Annotated in this window: 17 protein-coding genes; 5 read left to right on the forward strand and 12 right to left on the reverse strand. The window is 64.6% G+C overall.

Annotation, left to right across the window (positions count from 1 at the left end):
- Positions 1-88: 88 nt before the first annotated feature.
- Positions 89-385 (forward strand): antibiotic biosynthesis monooxygenase family protein, encoded by a 297-nt coding sequence (locus tag N181_RS03860; protein ID WP_014329228.1) that lies wholly within the window; start codon positions 89-91, stop codon positions 383-385.
- 66 nt (positions 386-451) lie between these two features.
- Here the strand turns inward: N181_RS03860 and N181_RS03865 are convergent, their stop codons facing one another.
- From N181_RS03865 to N181_RS03885, 5 genes are all read right to left on the reverse strand, one after another.
- On the reverse strand, positions 452-1,195 hold the full coding sequence (locus tag N181_RS03865; protein WP_037395977.1) for an adenylate/guanylate cyclase domain-containing protein: 744 nt from the start codon (positions 1,193-1,195) through the stop codon (positions 452-454).
- A gap of 375 nt (positions 1,196-1,570) precedes the next feature.
- Positions 1,571-1,948, reverse strand: a complete 378-nt coding sequence (locus tag N181_RS03870; protein ID WP_014329230.1) for a DUF488 domain-containing protein — start codon at positions 1,946-1,948, stop codon at positions 1,571-1,573.
- Between the two features lie 69 nt (positions 1,949-2,017).
- A complete protein-coding gene (locus N181_RS03875) occupies positions 2,018-2,431 on the reverse strand; it encodes an EF-hand domain-containing protein (RefSeq protein WP_014329231.1) in 414 nt (137 codons plus the stop codon).
- Positions 2,432-2,534: 103 nt separating this feature from the next.
- On the reverse strand, positions 2,535-3,962 hold the full coding sequence (locus tag N181_RS03880; RefSeq protein WP_014329232.1) for a pyridoxal phosphate-dependent decarboxylase family protein: 1,428 nt from the start codon (positions 3,960-3,962) through the stop codon (positions 2,535-2,537).
- A gap of 20 nt (positions 3,963-3,982) precedes the next feature.
- Positions 3,983-5,422, reverse strand: a complete 1,440-nt coding sequence (locus N181_RS03885) for an FAD-binding oxidoreductase (RefSeq protein WP_060563245.1) — start codon at positions 5,420-5,422, stop codon at positions 3,983-3,985.
- A gap of 234 nt (positions 5,423-5,656) precedes the next feature.
- Here N181_RS03885 and rfbF point away from each other — a divergent pair, with 234 nt between their 5' ends.
- From rfbF to N181_RS03900, 3 genes are read left to right on the forward strand one after another with little or no spacing between them, the layout of a single operon-like run.
- Positions 5,657-6,424, forward strand: coding sequence for a glucose-1-phosphate cytidylyltransferase (gene rfbF / locus N181_RS03890; protein ID WP_060563253.1), 768 nt, complete (start codon positions 5,657-5,659; stop codon positions 6,422-6,424).
- On the forward strand, positions 6,421-7,491 hold the full coding sequence (rfbG, locus tag N181_RS03895) for a CDP-glucose 4,6-dehydratase (protein ID WP_060563246.1): 1,071 nt from the start codon (positions 6,421-6,423) through the stop codon (positions 7,489-7,491). Before rfbF ends, rfbG begins: the two co-directional genes overlap by 4 nt.
- Positions 7,491-8,723: a class I SAM-dependent methyltransferase gene (locus N181_RS03900; RefSeq protein WP_037395955.1), complete on the forward strand. Its 1,233-nt coding sequence runs from the start codon at positions 7,491-7,493 to the stop codon at positions 8,721-8,723. Before rfbG ends, N181_RS03900 begins: the two co-directional genes overlap by 1 nt.
- A 103-nt stretch (positions 8,724-8,826) precedes the next feature.
- On the opposite strand, the gene N181_RS03905 is transcribed toward N181_RS03900, so the two are convergent.
- Genes N181_RS03905 through N181_RS03915 form a run of 3 tightly spaced genes read right to left on the reverse strand, consistent with a single transcriptional unit; the run spans position 8,827 to position 10,936 of the window.
- Entirely contained in the window at positions 8,827-9,603 is a 777-nt protein-coding gene (locus tag N181_RS03905) for a cephalosporin hydroxylase family protein (RefSeq protein WP_037395953.1), read from the reverse strand.
- 14 nt (positions 9,604-9,617) lie between these two features.
- Positions 9,618-10,448 carry an NAD-dependent epimerase/dehydratase family protein gene (locus N181_RS03910; protein WP_037395951.1) on the reverse strand — a complete coding sequence of 277 codons (831 nt, stop codon included), beginning with the start codon at positions 10,446-10,448 and terminating at the stop codon, positions 9,618-9,620.
- Positions 10,448-10,936: an acyltransferase gene (locus tag N181_RS03915; protein ID WP_037395949.1), complete on the reverse strand. Its 489-nt coding sequence runs from the start codon at positions 10,934-10,936 to the stop codon at positions 10,448-10,450. The genes N181_RS03910 and N181_RS03915 overlap by 1 nt, the downstream gene beginning before the upstream one ends.
- 105 nt (positions 10,937-11,041) lie before the next feature.
- On the opposite strand from N181_RS03915, the gene rfbC reads away from it, so the two are divergent.
- Positions 11,042-11,575: a dTDP-4-dehydrorhamnose 3,5-epimerase gene (rfbC, locus tag N181_RS03920; RefSeq protein ID WP_014329238.1), complete on the forward strand. Its 534-nt coding sequence runs from the start codon at positions 11,042-11,044 to the stop codon at positions 11,573-11,575.
- A gap of 292 nt (positions 11,576-11,867) precedes the next feature.
- Here the strand turns inward: rfbC and N181_RS03925 are convergent, their stop codons facing one another.
- The 4 genes from N181_RS03925 to N181_RS03940 are packed head-to-tail and all read right to left on the reverse strand — an operon-like array spanning position 11,868 to position 15,422.
- Complete coding sequence (locus N181_RS03925) at positions 11,868-12,623, reverse strand: ABC transporter ATP-binding protein (protein WP_014329239.1); 756 nt, start codon at positions 12,621-12,623, stop codon at positions 11,868-11,870.
- Positions 12,620-13,453 carry an ABC transporter ATP-binding protein gene (locus N181_RS03930; RefSeq protein ID WP_014329240.1) on the reverse strand — a complete coding sequence of 278 codons (834 nt, stop codon included), beginning with the start codon at positions 13,451-13,453 and terminating at the stop codon, positions 12,620-12,622. Before N181_RS03930 ends, N181_RS03925 begins: the two co-directional genes overlap by 4 nt.
- A complete protein-coding gene (locus N181_RS03935) occupies positions 13,450-14,382 on the reverse strand; it encodes an ABC transporter permease (protein WP_014329241.1) in 933 nt (310 codons plus the stop codon). The genes N181_RS03930 and N181_RS03935 overlap by 4 nt, the downstream gene beginning before the upstream one ends.
- A complete protein-coding gene (locus N181_RS03940; RefSeq protein ID WP_037394534.1) occupies positions 14,379-15,422 on the reverse strand; it encodes an ABC transporter permease in 1,044 nt (347 codons plus the stop codon). Before N181_RS03940 ends, N181_RS03935 begins: the two co-directional genes overlap by 4 nt.
- Positions 15,423-15,463: the final 41 nt, after the last annotated feature.

Here is a 15,463-nt window from a genome sequence, read left to right on the forward strand (position 1 = left end):
AAGCAATAGGCACCGGAACCAATTTCGGGGACGCTGGTTCAGCGTTCCACAGCACCTGGCGCTCCCGTCTTACTCACCCGAGGCAATCATGACCGCGTTCAACGTCGTTCGTTTCAAGGTAAAGCCCGGCATGGAGGACGTCTTCCTCGATGCGCACCGCAACGTCGCGGCGGATTGGGCGGGCATGCGTCACGCCAATATCGTCAAGACCGGTGAAGGGCGCTACTGCATTATCGTTGAGTGGGAGAGCATGGAGGCGCTAGCCGCGGCCCGGCCGCAGATGATTGCCACGCTCGACAGCTTTCGCGAGTCGCTCGAGGACCTGGGTGGTGGGTTGGGCGTTACCGATCCGGTGGCGGGATCGGTTGTTCTTTCGTTGAAATAGAAATCGAGCAGCTCTTGCAGCGCCGCCCGTTCCCCGCGCCTCCGCAGCATGGGCGATCGGAACACATCAACTCTTGAACAGGACGTGCGCCGGCACGGGATGCTCGATGCCCTTGAGCGTGAAGGTTCGCGTTTGCGTGCCGGCCATCAGGTCCGGGGCCTGTGCCGCTGCTTCGACCGAGACCAATATCTCGCCTGCGGCCGCTTGGGATTCAAGCCTTGCGGCCAGATTGACCGCACTGCCGATTGCCGTGAAGTCGCTGCGGCATGTCGAGAACTCGCCGATCTCGACCTGACCGGTATGAACCCCCACGCCGACGCCCAGCGCGTCGAGCGAAGGTCCATCGAGGCGCAAATCCAGGCTCGTAAGGGCCGAAGTGCACGATCGCTGGATGTCGAGTGCAGCCGCGAGCGCCGCGTCGACATGATGCTTGATCTTGATCGGAAAGTTGAAGATCGCCATCAGGCCGTCGCCCATCTGCTTGTTGACTATCCCATCGTGAGCCCAGACCGCCTGAGCGCATCGGTCCTGGAAGGCGCTGACGATTTCACTCAAGAGGACCGGGTCCATCCTCTCCGAGAGGAGCGTGAAACCGCGAATGTCGGCGAACAGGATCGTTGCGGTGGCAGAGATATGGCGCTGCTTCTTGACGTATCGAAAGGAACGCTCGCAGATCGTGCAGATGTTCGGGTTCATCTTGCTCCTGGTGATGCCGAAAGCACGAAACGGAAGCGCCAGCGGACCCCGGATCGGGATAGGGACGTGCATCTGATCCCAGCAGCCACGGCAGATGCGAGCGGTCGATTCCATCTGAACGGTTCTCCCTGGTTTCCGGTCGTTCCGGCTACAGCGCCGTGCGTCTCTTCAGACGCCACTGTACACGAGAGAAGCGTATTGCGCTTCGTCGGTTGCGGTACGGCAGGGCTTCTCCTCCGTCCTCATTCCTGTGCTCGTCACAGGAATCCAGTCAGCCCAAGTCCTTGGGCTGCAAAGTCTCTTTCGCGCCGCGGACGCGGCGCTGCTGGATCCCTGTGACAAGCACAGGGATGAGGGCGAAAGCGCATTTCGCCAGGCCCAATCACGCTATTGTCGTGTAGTGGGTTCAGACGCACTCAGGACGCTGTCGCACTTTGAATCGCTGCATCGATGTGACGGCCGCATGCTTCGTTCCTGCGGTCCGCACGTCTATGGTGATGAGCCCCTTCCACGATGTTCATCCAGCCACCGCTTCAGGGCCACCGCGTTGTTGTGGCTCTCGTCCCGCGCCGCGTAGAGCAGCGTCACCGGTCCCTTGCCGAGACGTTCGCGCAGTTCCTTCACCGCCGCCTGCGCCGCCTCGCCTTCGAGCTCCTCGGCATAGGCTTCGCGAAAGGCGTCCCAATCCTCCGGCTTGCCATGGAAGCGCTTGCGCAGCGCGTCGCTGGGCGCGATGTCCTTCAGCCACAGGTCGATCCGCGCTTTCTCCTTGGCGATGCCGCGCGGCCACAGGCGGTCGACGAGGATGCGCGCTCCGTCCGAGGCTTCCGGCGCCTCGTAGACACGTTTCAGCTTGAGTGATGCCATCCGATCCCCGCAAGGAAGTCCCGGGCCGGTCGTCACCGCCCGGCAACAGGCGAACGTAGCGGACCTTCGCTAGTTGTGGAAGTACGCCTGGATTTCCTCGGGCGTGACCTTGCCGTCGCGGTTGACGTCCACCTTGTCGAAGATCCGTTTATGGATGGTGCTGATCTCCTCGAAGGACAGCGCGCCGTCATTGTCCGCATCGGTGATGGCGAACATGATCTTCATCATTTGCCGGTGCATCATCCCTCTCCGCATCATCTCGCCGTGCCGCATCCGGTCGCGCATGCGCTCCCCGCGCCGGCCGTCGCGCATCCCGTCGTCGCGCTGCATATCCGGCCGATCCGCCTGCGCGTCCTGGTCCTGGTCCGGCGCTTGCCCGGCCGGTGGCATCGGTGCGGGCGTCTGCGCGGCGGCGAAGCCGGCTGGGCTGACGATCATCAGCGCCGCAAGGGCGGCCGCGGTTGGCAATCTCATCGATGACATGGGATTTCCTCCTTTCGTTCGATGCAGTCCGGCTGGCTGGGTCAAGCGACCTCGCCATCCGGCAAAGGTACGTCCCGCGCCGGGTCGCGGTGGTCGGCCATGCTTATCTTCGACCAGGCGCCGCAGAGCGAACGGCCCGCCAGGCGGCGATCATCGCGTCCGCGGCAACCTCTCCCGCCCGGTCGTCGGTCAGCCACGAGATGACCGACACGCGCATCACCTTCCGGTCGCGCCAAGTGGCGCCGCCGGCGAAGCAGACGCCGTCGGCCTGCAGCCTCTCGACCGTCTGTTGCGTGAGCCGGTCGGCTTCCTCCTCCGGCCGACCCGCCCCGAAGCGGACCATGAACTGATTAAGCCCGACCTCGTTCAGAACGGCGATGCCGTCTTCGCTGCGCAACCGCTCGGCCATCGCCTGGGCAATCCGGCAATGCCGCTCGACCATGGCTGCGATACCCTGGCGGCCGAGGTGCTTGATCATCGCCCAGGTGGCAAAGCCGCGAGCGCGGCGCGACAGTTCCGGCACGAAATGGCTGGGGTCCCGCTCGCCCTCGAAGCTCGGCGGCAGATAACTCGCGGCGATCGTCATCGCCCGGCGATGGGCCTCTTCGTCGCGAATGATGGCATAGCCGCAATCATAGGGCGTCTGCAGCCATTTATGGCCGTCCGTCGCCCAGGAATCGGCCTCATCGACTCCTTCGGCAAGCGCCCGCTTCGCCGGGGAGGCACGCGCCCAAAGCCCGAAGGCGCCGTCGACATGGACCCAGGCGCCGATGCGCCGGGCGACCGGAATGAGAGCTGCAAAATCGTCGAAAGCACCGGTATTGATCTGCCCGGCCTGCAGGATGACGATCGACGGGCCGGAAACTTTCCCCGCCGCCTCGCCGAAATCCGATGCGCTGATGCGGCCCATGTCGTCGGTCTTGAGCCGGACGAGGCGATCGTGTCCGAAGCCGAGAAACTGCAGCGCCGAGAAGACCGTCGCATGCGCGTCGTCGCCGATCAGCACGGTGACCGGCGGCGCCCCGAAGAGACCCTGCGCCTCGGCATCCCAGCCGACACGCCTCAGGACCGCGCCGCGTGCGGCGGCCAGGCAGACGAAATTTGCGAGCGTCGCTCCGGTGGCGAAACCTACGGAACTTTCCCGCGGCAGATCGAGTAGATCGAGCAGCCAATCGGCTGCAACTGCTTCCGCCGCAGCGGCCGCCGGCGTCGCGTGGTGGTTGCCGGCATTCTGGCCCCAGGCGCCGGCCATCCAATCGGCGGCGACCCCGACCGGATGCGAACCGCCGATCACCCAGCCGAAAAAGCGCGGTCCGGTCATGGCGTGAAGCCCGGGTTCCGCCCTGGCGACGAGATCATCGATCACCGCGGGCCCGCAGGCCCCGTCCTCCGGAAGCGGCTCGCGGAACGCCTCCAGCGAGCCGAGATAGGAGACCTCAGGCCTTTGCTGACGATCGGAAATCGTATCGCGGAACCGCGCGGCATGATCGGCCGCGCGGCGAAAGAGGTCACGAACTGATCCGTCATCCATGCGGCGCCTCTCCTCTCCGCTCATGCCGCGCCGCGCAGCCCGGCCGGGCGGACGTTCTGGTTCATCCGGAACAGGTTCTGCGGATCGTAGCGGCCCTTGACCTCGAGGAGACGCCGGTAGTTGCCGGCATAGGCCGCCTCGACCCGGTCGCCCTCGTCCTCGGGCATGAAGTTGATATAGGCCGTGCCGGCGGCATGGGGCTTGGCTGCCTCGAAGAGCCGCCGTGCCCATTCGATGCAGGCCTGGTCCATTTGCGGTTCGCGCCAGCGGGCGTGGACATTCATGACGAAATGCGAACTGCGCTGCGGGAAGGCGGTCTCCTCCGCGGCGACCCGGCCGGCAGCACCACCGACATGGCCGACGAAGATCTCGCATTCCGGTCCCGGCAATTGGCGGACGGCATCGGTAAGGATGCCGATCGTCTGATCCGAAAGCTCCATGAAGTCATGGCTCTTCCAGTAGTTGCGGGCGCCGGGCGCCAGCAGCGGATCGAAGGCCTGCTGCCAGGCGGCAAAGGGAGCGGGACCGACGACATCGGCGATCGGCTTGCCGATTCCGCGTAAGCCCGCCGTCGCCTTTTGACCGGCCTCGAGGTCGCCGCAGTAGCACATCGCCAGCGCGAGGATTTCCTTGCCGTGCCATTCCTCCGGCAGGAACGGTAGCGGCGGCGCCTGCCGCATGACGACCCAGCAAGTGAGCTCGTCCGGCGCGGTCTCGAGCACCTGCCTGTATTGCTGAAGGACGCTTTCCGCATCGGCAAAGGGATGCACCACGAGGCCAGCAAGAACCTCGGGGCCAAGCTCGTGAAGCTGGAATTCGAACGCCGTGACGACGCCGAAATTGCCGCCGCCGCCCCTCAGGCCCCAGAAGAGGTCGCGGTGCTCCGTCTGGCTGGCCCGTACCAGCTCGCCGTTTGCCGTCACCACGTCGGCCGACAGCAGGTTGTCGATCGTCAGGCCGAGTTTTCGGGTGGTCCAGCCGAAGCCGCCGCCGAGCGTCAGGCCGGCGATGCCGGTGGTGGAGTTGATGCCGGTTGGCAACGCCAGGCTGAAAGCCTGGGTTTCCTTGTCGACGTCGGCAAGCGTCGCGCCGGGCTCGACCCAGGCCCGCTTCGTCGTCTGGTCGACGCGCACCGATTTCATCGGCGAGAGGTCGATCATCAACCCGCCGTCGCAGACCGCATTGCCGGCGATATTGTGTCCGCCGCCGCGCACCGCGACGAGCAACTGGTTCTCCGCCGCGAAGCGAACCGCATTGATGACATCGGAAGCGCCGGCTGCCTGCACGATCAGGCCGGGCCGGCGGTCGACCATCGCGTTCCAGATGGTGCGCGCCTCCTCATAGGCCGGGTCGCGCGCGTCCAGCACCCGCCCGCGCAGCCGCCCCGCAAGGGCCTCGATGGCCGCAGCACTGATCGTTGTCTTTCCTGCTTGCAGATTGGTGAGGCTCATATCGTTCATGATTCGATCCTCCCTCGGTGAACCATGCCCCAGCAGCGCGGCATTCTGCGCCTTTGCCGAGCGTGCGGCAAGCGACGCCGCCGGCCGGGGTCGGTACTCATTTTGGGTTAGCCAGGCAGAGCTTGCGAACCCCACATGGGCACCGCTATTGTTGCAATCGCGCTGAAAATGCTCCAAGGAACCGCCGGAACGCCGGCCAGATGGGCCGCAGATTTGGTAGAGGCAGGGTTGGGCATGAAGGTCGTCATTCTCGCCGGCGGATACGGCACCCGCATCTCCGAGGAAAGCCACCTCAGGCCGAAGCCGATGATCGAGATCGGCGGGCGGCCGATCCTCTGGCACATCATGAAGATCTACAGCCACTACGGCTTTTCCGACTTCGTGATCTGCCTCGGCTACCGCGGCTACATGATCAAGGAGTATTTCTCCAACTACATCCTGCATCTGTCCGACGTTACCTTCGACATGGCGACGGGCGAGACGATCTACCACTCGAGCAAGGCGGAGCCCTGGCGCGTGACGCTGGTGGACACGGGGCCTGAGTCCATGACCGGCGGGCGACTGAAGCGCGTCGGCGAATATCTCGGCGACACGTTCTGCCTTACCTATGGTGACGGGGTGGCCGACATCGACATCCGCGCGCTGACCGATTTCCACCTCCGTCACGGCCGCGAGGCGACCGTCACCAGCGTCGTGCCGCCGGGACGCTACGGCGCGCTGGCGATCGAGTCCGGACAGGTGAAAAGCTTCACCGAGAAGCCGGCCGGCGACAACGGCCGCATCAATGGCGGCTTCTTCGTGCTGAACCGCTCCGTGCTCGACCGCATCGAAGGCGACCACGTGGCCTTCGAAAGCGCGCCGCTCGAAGGGCTGGCGCGTGACGGCCAACTGATGGCCTTCCCGCATGACGGATTCTGGCGCCCGATGGACACGCTGCGCGACAAGAACCAGCTCGAAGAGCTCTGGCAACAGAACCGCGCGCCGTGGAAGCTCTGGTCATGAGCCATTTGGCCGATCCGAATTTCTGGAGAGGAAAGCGCGTCCTGCTGACCGGCCATACCGGCTTCAAGGGCAGCTGGGCCGGCCTGTGGCTGACGACAATGGGGGCCCGGGTCACCGGCTACGCCCTGCCGCCCGCATCCGACCCGTCGCTCCATGCGCTGCTGCATGCGGACGGCCTGCCGGACGGGCAGCTCGGCGACATCCGCGACTGCGAGGCGCTCGCCGCGGTCACACGAAAGAGCGAGCCGGAGATCATCCTGCATATGGCGGCCCAGCCGCTGGTGCGCGAAAGCTACGTGACGCCCGCCGAGACCTTCGACGTCAATGTCATGGGGACGATCCACCTGCTCGAGGCGGCCCGCGCGGTGCCTTCGGTGAAGGCGATCCTCGTCGTGACCACCGACAAGGTCTATCGCAACGACGAGAGCGGCCGGCATTTTCAGGAAGGCGACACGCTCGGCGGCCACGACCCCTATTCCGGCTCCAAGGCGGCCTGCGAGGTCGCGGTGGCGACCTGGCGCTCTGCCTATTTCGACGAACGCGGCATTCGTGTCGCCACGGCCCGCGGCGGCAATGTGATCGGCGGCGGCGACTTTTCGGCCGACCGGCTCGTGCCCGATATCGTCCGCGCCGCCCTTTCCGGCACCAGGCTCAACATCCGCAGCCCGCTTGCAACGCGTCCCTGGCAGCACGTCCTTGATTGCCTGAACGGCTATTTCCTCTTCGCCGAAGCGCTCTATAGCGGCGCAAGCGCCGTCGATGCCCTGAACTTCGGCCCCTCGCCCGCCGAGCCGCAGGTCCCGGTGCGCGATGTGGCGAACGCCATCCAGGCGGCAATGGGGCTCGAAGCCGAATGGGACGACGTCTCGTCGCTCAAGCAACCCCGCGAGATGCAGACGCTCGGCCTGGACCCGGCGCTTGCCGGCGAGCGCCTCGGCTGGCGCGCCCAGTTCACTCAGCAGCAGGCAATCGACTGGACCGCCCGCTGGTACGACGGCTGGCGCCGGGGCAAGGCGCCGCTGGAACTTACGCTCGATCAGATCGACGCATTCACGAAAGGCCGCTGATGTCCCACTCCTGCCGCTTCTGCTCGAGCCCGCTTCAAACCGTAGTCGCCGATCTCGGCGCAACGCCCTGGTCGAACTCGTTTCTCGAGCCGACCGAGGAAGCGATTGCGCGCGAAAAAGCCTTCCCGCTGAAGGTGATGGTCTGTTCGGAATGCCTGCTCGTGCAGACCACCGAGACGGTGCCGGCCGACGAGATCTTCAATGCCGACTATCACTACCTCTCGTCCTTTTCGACGAGCTGGCTGGAGCACTCCCGGCGCTATGCCGAGAAGATGACCGAGCGCTTCGGTCTCGACGGCGCATCGCGGGTCGTCGAGGTCGCCTCGAACGACGGCTACCTGCTGCAATATTTTGCCGCCAAGCAGATCCCGGTGCTCGGCATCGAGCCGGCCGCCAATGCCGCGAAGATCGCCGAGGACCGCAACGTACCGACCCATATCGCCTTCTTCGGCCGCGACACGGCGAACGAACTCGTCGGTCGCGGTATCCGCGCCGACCTGACGGCCGCCAACAATGTTCTCGCCCATGTCCCGGATATCGCCGACTTCGTCAGCGGCTTTGCCATCCTCCTCAAAGCCGACGGCGTCGCGACATTCGAATTCCCGCATCTGCTGCGGCTGATCGAGGGTATCCAGTTCGACACGATCTATCACGAGCACTATTCCTATCTGTCGCTCGTCGCCGTCGAGCGGATCTTCGCCGCTTGCGGGCTGAAGGTGTTCGATGTCGAAGAACTGCCGACCCATGGCGGCTCGTTGCGCGTCTACGCCCAGCCGCTGACCGGCACTCGGGCAGCAACCGAGGGGCTCGCCAAGATCAGGGCCGACGAGGCAAAAGCGCAGCTCACCGACATGGCGACCTATGTCGCCTTCGGCGACCGGATCGCCGCCGTTTGCGAGGGTTTCCGCGCCTTCCTGCGAAAGGCGAAAAGCGAAGGCAAGCGGGTGGCCGCCTATGGCGCCGCCGCCAAGGGCAACACCTTCCTCAACGTCTGCGGCGTCACCGCGGCCGACATCGCTTTCATCGTCGACCGCAACGACCTGAAGCAGGGCAAGCTTTCGCCGGGCAGCCATATCCCGATCCACGAACCGGCCAGGCTCGAAGCGGCGAAGCCCGATTTCGTGGTCATCCTGCCCTGGAACCTCACCGACGAGATCGTCAACGCCCATTCCTATATCCGCAGCTGGGGTGGCCGCTTCGTCGTGGCGATCCCGGAAGTGCGGGTGATCTGACCTTTCAGAGGCCATCGAGCCCAATGGAAAAAGCGGCGCTCGCATTCGCGGACGCCGCTTTTGAATGTTTCGAGACCGGCTCTTCGCAGCAGCCGATCAGCAATCACAGCCTCTTCAGGAAACCGTCCGGCGCAACGGTGACCATCAGCTTGTTGTGAACCGACCTGTCGATGTCGAACTCCGGATGGGACTGCAGATAGCTGTGCACGGCGGTCTTCGGGTTGTCGCCGACGTCCCAGGGACGATCGCTGAAGAAACCGGCCGGCAGGTCTTCCACCAGCGTGTCGAACACGACGCAATAGCAGCCGGGTGTCACCAAAGGCGCATAGGCCTCGAGCTCGGCAAGCACATGCGCGTGGGTGTGCATGGAATCGAGGCAGACCATGACGCGCTTGTAGCCTGCCGATGCCTCACGGACCTGCTGGACGATCTCGGGATCGATCGCTGAGCCCTGGAACATCTGGATGCGGCTTGCCATTGGGTGGCTTTCGATCGCCGCACGATTATGCGCGCGAATGTCGATGTCGATGCCGATCACCTTGCGCTTCGATTGGCTCGGATCGAACGAAACGCCCGCCTCGATCGCGTCGCACATGTCGAGCATGGCGAGCAGCGAGGCGCTGAGGATCAGCGAGCCGCCATGGGCGATGCCGGTTTCGATGACCAGATCCGGACGGGTCGACCAGATCAATTCCTGCATCGCCACGATATCCTGCGGATACTGGATGATCGGACGGCCGAGCCAGTCGAAATTATAGACGTAGCGCTTCGCCATCGAGGCTTCGCGCCACTGATCGGAAAGTGCCTGGAATTCACCGTCGCGACCATAGCCGTCGACCGTGGCTGCCCGTTCGGAGCGGAATTGTTCGATAGGGTCCATGTCGGGTCCTGTCTTCAAGTGGAAGGCCGCAGATCGAGATCGGTCTCCGATCCGCTCATGCCTAGAATTTCAGAGATGCGCTCTAGCACAGGTGCGGCTGCAAAAGCGAACTCGTCTTGCACCCGGTCGATGGAAATCGGCGCCAGAGAAACGGTCGATGCCTTGTCGTTCACGGCGACAGTGCATCCCGTCCGGGATTGCATGGCCCTGCACCAGTCCGCGTGGCTGGTCTGCCTGCCGCTCGCCACGTTGTAGACCGAATGTCGCCCTTGCTCGGCAATCCTGAGCAAGAGATCGACGGCATCGTCGATCCAGATATAGTCCTTGGCTGACTCGAACGCCGTCTGAAGCTGGATGTGCCCGGTCCTCGCTTCCCCGCACAACGCCCCGACGAACGTATCCGCCTGTGCTTCATCCGGGCCTACGACATTCGACAGCCGGGCCACCCGCACGTTTTCGCGCCCCGAGGCAAGGCAGATCGCCTCCCCCGTCAGCTTGGAAAGATTATAGAGGTCGGATGGATTGAGTGGAGCAGCCGACAGGTGGGCGCTCTCGCGCGTATCCGTGCCGTTTGCATAGACCCGTGTCGAGGAAAGATAGAGGAAGGAGGAAAAGGCGTTCCGTCGCAGAATGTCCGCCGCGAGCGAGACGTGGGCCTCGACCGTGTCGAACGGCCGGGTGCGGAAATCGGCAGTCAGGCCGATCGCATAGATGACGTGGCCGAGATCCTGGCCGGCAAGCGGCAACTCGGCACGGCTGGGGACATTGACGACATGTCCGAGTTCGCGCAACCGGCGGACCAGGTTGCGCCCGATGAAGCCAGAGCCGCCGAGAACCGTGAACATCACGACCTCTCGCCGAGCCGCCGCAGCGGATTGCCGCCGCAGATCGTGTAGGCCTCGACTTCGCCGCGCACGATCGAGCCAGCGGCAATGACGCAGCCTTTCCGGAGGATGGCGCCGTCGAGGATCACCGAATTCGCCCCGATCCATGCATCCTCCTCGACGACGATACCGCCGCGGCTCGGCTCGAAACCCTGCTCGCGGATCAGACGACCCTTGTCCTTGAAGGCGTGATTGACCGGCGCAAAGGTGCAACTGGCGGCGATCAAGACATTGTCGGCGATGTGAATGCCGTTGCCGGTATAGAAGACGCAGCCGCTGTTGACATAGCAGAAGCGACCGATCGTGAGGTCGCCCGAACCACCGGCCGGCTTGATCTTGACGAAGCTGTCGATGACCGACGCCTCGCCGACGACGATCCGGGTCCCGCGAACGGAATCCTCGATGTCTGAGAGCGGGCTGATTTTCGCCGTCGGATGCACGTCGATCATGGTGGCTCCAATGTCGTTCGGCACTCTTTTCCAGTTACCGCTTGCCGCGTCAACGCTTGATCGTGCAAGTAACGCCGAGGGAAAGTACCATCGTCGAGGAATGTCATGTCGCGCTTCAATCGCCTCCCCACCCCTCTTGCCGGTCTGGTCGTCATCGAGCGTAAGCAGCTAGGCGACGAGCGCGGCTTCTTCTCGCGCTTCTTCTGCCGCGACGAGCTACGTGATTTCGGCGCCGACGGTTCGATTGCGCAGATCAACCACACTTCGACGCGCAACAAGGGAACGATCCGCGGCATGCACTTCCAGCGGCCGCCGCACGACGAGACGAAATTCGTCTCCTGCCTTTCGGGCGCCGTCTTCGACGTAGCCGTCGACATCAGGCCGGATTCGCCGACCTATCTCCAATGGCACGGCGAGATCCTCAGCGCCGAAAACGCCCGCTCGATGATGATCCCGGGTGGCTTCGCCCATGGATTCCAGACGCTGACGGCGGACTGCGAGCTCCTCTACCTGCACGACAAACCTTACGCGCCGGGCGCGGAAGGCGGGCTCAACCCGCTCGACCCGCGCCTCGCCATCGCCTGGCCGCTCGACGTGACGCAGATGTCCGAGCGCGATCGCGCCTTTAGCTTGCTCTAATCGGGAAGCGGGTGTCGATACCCCCCTCTGCCCTGCCGGGCATCTCCCCCACAAGGGGGGAGATTGGCAAGACGCCAGCTCCTACTTCAACTTTCCGACAGCATTAAGCGCGAAGTAGAGGCGGCACGATAAGCCCTTTGCCCAATCTGCGACGTTGCCGACCGACGAAGGCGTCGACCCTTGCCGATCTCCCTCCTTGTGGGGGAGATGCCCGGCAGGGCAGAGGGGGGTGCCGGCCTCGGCAGATCGGAGACGGCGCTTCAAATGTCTGAGCATCATCCAATCAGAAGCTTTACGCCGTCTTCCGCCGGAACCCCTTGCTCGCCACCATCAGATTGCGCGTATAGTCCTCGGCGATGCGGCCGGCGACGAGGTCAGCCGAGGTCAGCCGCTCGACCACGCGCCCGCCCTGCATCACCGCCAGGCGACCGCACATATGGGTGACGACGCCGAGGTCGTGGCTGACCATGAGGAAGGTCAGCTTGCGGTCGCGGCGCACCTGTTCGAGAAGGTTCAGCACCTCCGCCTGCACCGACGCATCGAGGGCCGAGGTCGGCTCGTCGAGCAGCAGGATCGAAGGTTCGAGGATCAGCGCCCGGGCAATCGCGACACGCTGACGCTGGCCGCCGGAAAGCTGATGCGGATACCGGAAGCGGAAACCGGAGCCGAGGCCCACCTCGTCGAGCGCCTTCAGGATGCGGCGCTCGCCGTCACTGATGCCGTGGATCGCCAGCGGCTCCACCAGTTGCCGGTCGATGGTCTGGCGCGGATGCAGCGAACCATAGGGGTCCTGAAAGACCATCTGGACCGAACGGTAAAATGCCTTGTTTCGGCGCGCGCCCCGAAGTTCGCGGCCTTGGACGCGGATGGCACCATCGCTGACCGGGGCAAGCCCGGCGATCGCCCTGAGCAGCGTCGACTTGCCTGAACCGGATTCACCGACGAGACCGAAGGATTCGCCGGCCTCGACTTCTACGCTGGCGGTATCGAGCGCCCGGAAATCGTCATAGACGACGCTGAGGTTTTCAACGGAAACGGCCACCGTCATAGAGCCCACTCCGGCTTGCGATCGAGGACCGGCAAGGGATGGCGATCGGCGCCGATCACCGGCATGCAGTTCAACAGCCCCTGGGTATAGGGGTGCTTGGCATTGGAAAGCTCGGATGCGGCAATCTCCTCGACGATCCGGCCGGCATACATGACGAGCACCCGATCGCAGAAGGACGAGACGAGCCTCAGATCGTGCGAGACGAAGATCAGCCCCATGCCGCGCTCGGCGACCAGCTTGTCGAGGATCGACAGCACCTCGAGTTGTACGGTCACGTCGAGAGCCGATGTGGGCTCGTCGGCAATCAATAATTCTGGGCCGGCGACCAGCATCATGGCGATCATCGCCCGCTGGCCCATGCCGCCCGAAACCTCGTGCGGGTAGAGATCGAAGACGCGGGCCGGATCGCGGATCTGCACGGCCGCCAGCATGTCGAGGGCCCGCTTGCGTGCTTCCGCACGGCCGACCTTCTCATGGCGTTGCAGCGTTTCGACGATCTGCTTGCCGATGCTCATTACCGGGTTCAACGAGTATTTCGGATCCTGCAGGATCATGGCAATGCGCTTGCCGCGCAGATCGCGTCGCAGCTTTGGCGGGGCCGAAAGCAGGTCGATGCCGTCGAAGGCGAGCCGCTTTGCAGTCACTTGCGCATGCGCAGGCGTCAGCCCCATGACCGCCCTGCCCGTCTGCGACTTGCCGGAACCGCTCTCGCCGACGATGCCGAGGCGTTCGCGTCCGAGGGTGAAGGAGACGCCGCGCACCGCCTCGACGACACCGGTGCGGGTTGGGAACCGGACGCGGAGATCTTCGACCGTCAACAAGGCGCTCATTGGCCGCTCTCCCGCGGATCGAGTGCGTCGCGCAAGCCGTCGCCGAGCAGGTTGAAGCCGAGGCTGACGATCAGGATGGCGATGCCGGGCATGGTCGCGACCCACCATTGATCGAGGATGAAGCGGCGGCCGGAGGCGATCATCGCACCCCATTCGGGAAGCGGCGGCTGCGCACCGAGGCCGAGGAAACCAAGGCCCGCCGCCGTCAGGATGATGCCGGCCATGTCGAGGGTGACGCGCACGATCAGCGACGACATGCACATCGGCACCACGTGGCGGAAGACGATGCGCGCCGGCGACGCGCCCATCAGGCGCACGGCGGCGATATAGTCGGAATTGCGCACCGTCAGCGTCTCGGCGCGGGCGATGCGCGCATAGGGCGGCCAGGAGGTGATCGCGATGGCGATGACGGCGTTTTCGATGCCGGGGCCGAGCGCCGCGACGAAGGCGAGCGCCAGGACGAGCTTCGGGAAGGCGAGGAAAATATCGGTAACGCGCATCAGGATCGCGTCGATCCAACCGCCGGCATAGCCGGCGACGGCACCGACGATCAGCCCGACAGGCGCCGCGATGATGGCGACGAGGACGACGACGGCAAGCGTCAGTCGGGAGCCATGGATGAGCCGCGACAGGATGTCCCTGCCCTGGTCGTCAGTGCCGAGCAGGTATCCCTCGCTGCCCGGCGGCAGGAGCCGCGCGCCGGCGAGATTGCCGATCACCGGCGAATGCGGCGCGAGGAGATCGGCAAATGCGGCGACGAAGCATAGCCCCAGGAGAATGAGAAGGCCGACCACCGCGAGGCGGTTGGCCGAGAAGCGGCGCCAGGTCATGTAGGCGCGGCCGAGGCGCGCCTGCAGCCGCGACTGCGGCCGGTCGGAGAGCAGCCACTCGCGGCGCGTCAACGGGCGAGTTTCCGTGGCAAGGCTCATCGGGCGCGCGTCCTCGGGTCAAGCGTCCGGTAGAGAAGATCGGACAGGAGATTGATGCCGATGAAGACCGAACCGATGATGATCGTGCCGCCGAGCACGGCGTTCATGTCGGCATTCTGCAGCGAATTGGTGATGTAGAGGCCGAGCCCCGGCCAGGCGAAGACGGTCTCGGTCAGCACCGAGCCTTCGAGCAACCCGGCATAGGAAAGCGCGATCACCGTGACGAGCGGCACGGCCGCATTGCGCAGCGCGTGCGCCCAGATGATCCGCGCTTCGGAAAGCCCCTTCGCCCGGGCGGCGACGATATATTCCTGCTGCAGCTCGTTCAGCATGAAGCTGCGGGTCATGCGGCTGATATAGGCGAGCGAGAAATAGCCGAGCAGCGAGGCCGGCAGGATGATGTGACGGAAGACGTCGCGGAACACGTCCCATTGCCTCTGCCAGAGCGCGTCGACGAGGTAGAAGCCGGTGATCGGCGAGAAGGTATACTCGTAGACGATGTCGATGCGGCCGGGATATGCAACCCATCTAAGCCGCGCATAGAAGACCAGGAGGGCGAGAAGCGCCAGCCAGAAGATCGGCACGGAATAGCCGACGAGGCCGATGACGCGGACAATCTGATCGGCAATACTGCCGCGCTTGACCGCCGCAAGGACTCCGAGGGGTACGCCGATCAGGGCGCCGATCACCGTGCCGAGCGTTGCAAGCTCGATCGTCGCGGGGAAAACGCGGCGGATATCCGTCATCACCGGATTGGTCGTCAGTACGGAGGTCCCGAAATCGCCGGAAAGCGCCTGCTGGCAGTAGATGAAGAATTGCTGGTAAAGGGGCAGGTTGAGCCCCATCGCCTCGCGCGTCCGTTCGACCACATGCTGCGGCGCCCGGTCGCCGAGAACGGCAAGCACCGGATCGATCGGAATCACGCGACCGATGAAAAAGGTGACGGCAAGAAGGCCGAGATAGGTAGTCGCCACGACGACGAGAAACTGCAGCACCGCGGCAATGGCCTTGCGGGAACGGGCGCGTCGGCGCCCGCTCATTCGCACTGTATCGCTCATGCTCAAGGGAACGGTCCTTTCGA

It is taken from the genome of Sinorhizobium fredii USDA 205, from assembly GCF_001461695.1.
GTDB lineage: Bacteria > Pseudomonadota > Alphaproteobacteria > Rhizobiales > Rhizobiaceae > Sinorhizobium > Sinorhizobium fredii.

Excerpts from the sequence above, each read along its gene's own strand:
- rfbG (WP_060563246.1), top strand. The coding sequence starts at position 6,421 with ATGAGCCATTTGGCCGATCCGAATTTCTGGAGAGGAAAGCGCGTCCTG.
- N181_RS03885 (WP_060563245.1), bottom strand. The coding sequence starts at position 5,422 with ATGAACGATATGAGCCTCACCAATCTGCAAGCAGGAAAGACAACGATC.
- N181_RS03905 (WP_037395953.1), bottom strand. The coding sequence starts at position 9,603 with ATGGACCCTATCGAACAATTCCGCTCCGAACGGGCAGCCACGGTCGAC.
- rfbC (WP_014329238.1), top strand. The coding sequence starts at position 11,042 with ATGTCGCGCTTCAATCGCCTCCCCACCCCTCTTGCCGGTCTGGTCGTC.
- N181_RS03860 (WP_014329228.1), top strand. The coding sequence starts at position 89 with ATGACCGCGTTCAACGTCGTTCGTTTCAAGGTAAAGCCCGGCATGGAG.
- N181_RS03925 (WP_014329239.1), bottom strand. The coding sequence starts at position 12,623 with ATGACGGTGGCCGTTTCCGTTGAAAACCTCAGCGTCGTCTATGACGAT.
- N181_RS03875 (WP_014329231.1), bottom strand. The coding sequence starts at position 2,431 with ATGTCATCGATGAGATTGCCAACCGCGGCCGCCCTTGCGGCGCTGATG.
- N181_RS03865 (WP_037395977.1), bottom strand. The coding sequence starts at position 1,195 with ATGGAATCGACCGCTCGCATCTGCCGTGGCTGCTGGGATCAGATGCAC.
- N181_RS03910 (WP_037395951.1), bottom strand. The coding sequence starts at position 10,448 with ATGTTCACGGTTCTCGGCGGCTCTGGCTTCATCGGGCGCAACCTGGTC.
- N181_RS03935 (WP_014329241.1), bottom strand. The coding sequence starts at position 14,382 with ATGAGCCTTGCCACGGAAACTCGCCCGTTGACGCGCCGCGAGTGGCTG.
- N181_RS03870 (WP_014329230.1), bottom strand. The coding sequence starts at position 1,948 with ATGGCATCACTCAAGCTGAAACGTGTCTACGAGGCGCCGGAAGCCTCG.
- N181_RS03880 (WP_014329232.1), bottom strand. The coding sequence starts at position 3,962 with ATGGATGACGGATCAGTTCGTGACCTCTTTCGCCGCGCGGCCGATCAT.
- N181_RS03900 (WP_037395955.1), top strand. The coding sequence starts at position 7,491 with ATGTCCCACTCCTGCCGCTTCTGCTCGAGCCCGCTTCAAACCGTAGTC.
- N181_RS03940 (WP_037394534.1), bottom strand. The coding sequence starts at position 15,422 with ATGAGCGGGCGCCGACGCGCCCGTTCCCGCAAGGCCATTGCCGCGGTG.
- N181_RS03915 (WP_037395949.1), bottom strand. The coding sequence starts at position 10,936 with ATGATCGACGTGCATCCGACGGCGAAAATCAGCCCGCTCTCAGACATC.
- rfbF (WP_060563253.1), top strand. The coding sequence starts at position 5,657 with ATGAAGGTCGTCATTCTCGCCGGCGGATACGGCACCCGCATCTCCGAG.
- N181_RS03930 (WP_014329240.1), bottom strand. The coding sequence starts at position 13,453 with ATGAGCGCCTTGTTGACGGTCGAAGATCTCCGCGTCCGGTTCCCAACC.